Source organism: Streptomyces antioxidans, from assembly GCF_000968685.2.
Taxonomy (GTDB): domain Bacteria; phylum Actinomycetota; class Actinomycetes; order Streptomycetales; family Streptomycetaceae; genus Streptomyces; species Streptomyces antioxidans.
The window spans coordinates 1-1,434 of the sequence record NZ_LAKD02000155.1 but is presented as its reverse complement, the minus strand read 5'-3'; the positions used below and the strand labels follow the sequence as shown (position 1 = coordinate 1,434).

The window sequence follows — 1,434 nt, the reverse complement described above, 5'->3', positions numbered from 1 at the left end:
CGGGTTGCGTCCTGGGAAGTGGTGTACGGGTTCCGCCTGATCCGGGTGTTTGTCCCGGCGTCAGGGTGTATGCCCGCATAGAGAGACGGCCATCGGCTGATCCTTCGAGAACGACCAAGATCTTGAAGGAGATCAGCGCGATGACCGCACCTGACAGTGTGCCCCTGCACGACCTGACCGAGGAGAACCTCGCTTCGGCGAGTCCGGACCTGCTGCGCGCAATGATCAAAACGTTCGCCGACGCGCTGATGTCCGCCGAGGCCGACACTCTGTGCGGAGCCGAATACGGCCAGGTCAGCGACAACCGCGTCAACCACCGCAACGGCTACCGCCCCCGCGAGTGGGACACCCGCGCCGGTACCGTCGAACTCGCCATCCCCAAACTCCGCCAGGGCAGCTACTTCCCCACCTGGCTCCTGGAACGCCGCCGACGCGCCGAACAGGCCCTGGTCTCGGTCGTCGCCACCGCCTACGTCCTAGGCGTCAGCACCCGCCGGGTGGAGAAACTCGCCGCCTCCCTCGGGGTAACCCAGCTATCGAAATCCCAGGTCAGCGCGATGGCCAAACACCTAGACGAACAGGTCGCCGCCTTCCGCAACCGGCCCCTGGACACCGGCCCCTACACCTTCATGTGGGTCGACGCCCTGACTCAGAAAGTCCGCGAAGGCGGCCGCATCATCAACGTCCACGCCCTGGTCGCCGTCGGCGTCAACGCCGACGGCCAGCGCGAAATCCTGGGCCTGGACGTCGCCACCGCCGAAGACGGAGCCGGCTGGCTGGCCTTCCTGCGCTCCCTGATCGCCCGCGGACTCTCCGGCGTCCAGCTCGTGATCTCCGACGCCCACACCGGACTGGTCGATGCCATCGGCGCCACCCTGCCCGGCGCCTCCTGGCAACGGTGCCGCACCCACTACGCCCGCAACCTCCTCTCCCAGGTCCCCAAATCGGCCCAGCCCTGGGTCGCCACCCTCCTGCGGACCGTCTTCGAACAACCCGACAGCACCGCTGTCCACGCCCAGATCAAACAGGTCCTCGACACCCTGGAGACTAGATTCCCCAAGGCCGCCGAGCACCTGGACGCCGCCCAGCACGACCTGCTGGCCTTCACCGCCTACCCCCGCCAGATCTGGGCCCAGATCTGGTCCAACAACCCGCAAGAACGCCTGAACAAAGAGATCCGCCGCCGCACCGACGTGGTCGGGATCTTCCCCGACCGCACCGCCGTGATCCGCCTGGTCGGCGCCGTCCTGGCCGAGCAGAACGACGAATGGACCGAAGCCCGCCGCTACATGGGCCGCGAACTCCTCACCAAGGCCCGCCTCCACCCGATCGAGTCAGAAACCGACGAACCCAGCCTCCCCACCGAACTCACCGCATAGCCTCAACAACGGATCACCGAGTGGCCGTCGATACACCACTCCAGCGGACGTGACC

At 66.9% G+C, this 1,434-nt stretch carries 1 protein-coding gene; it reads left to right on the top strand.

Annotated elements, in window-relative coordinates; translation table 11 throughout:
- The first annotated feature begins 140 nt into the window (after positions 1-140).
- On the top strand, positions 141-1,379 hold the full coding sequence (locus tag VT50_RS36955; protein WP_046087910.1) for an IS256 family transposase: 1,239 nt from the start codon (positions 141-143) through the stop codon (positions 1,377-1,379).
- Positions 1,380-1,434: the final 55 nt, after the last annotated feature.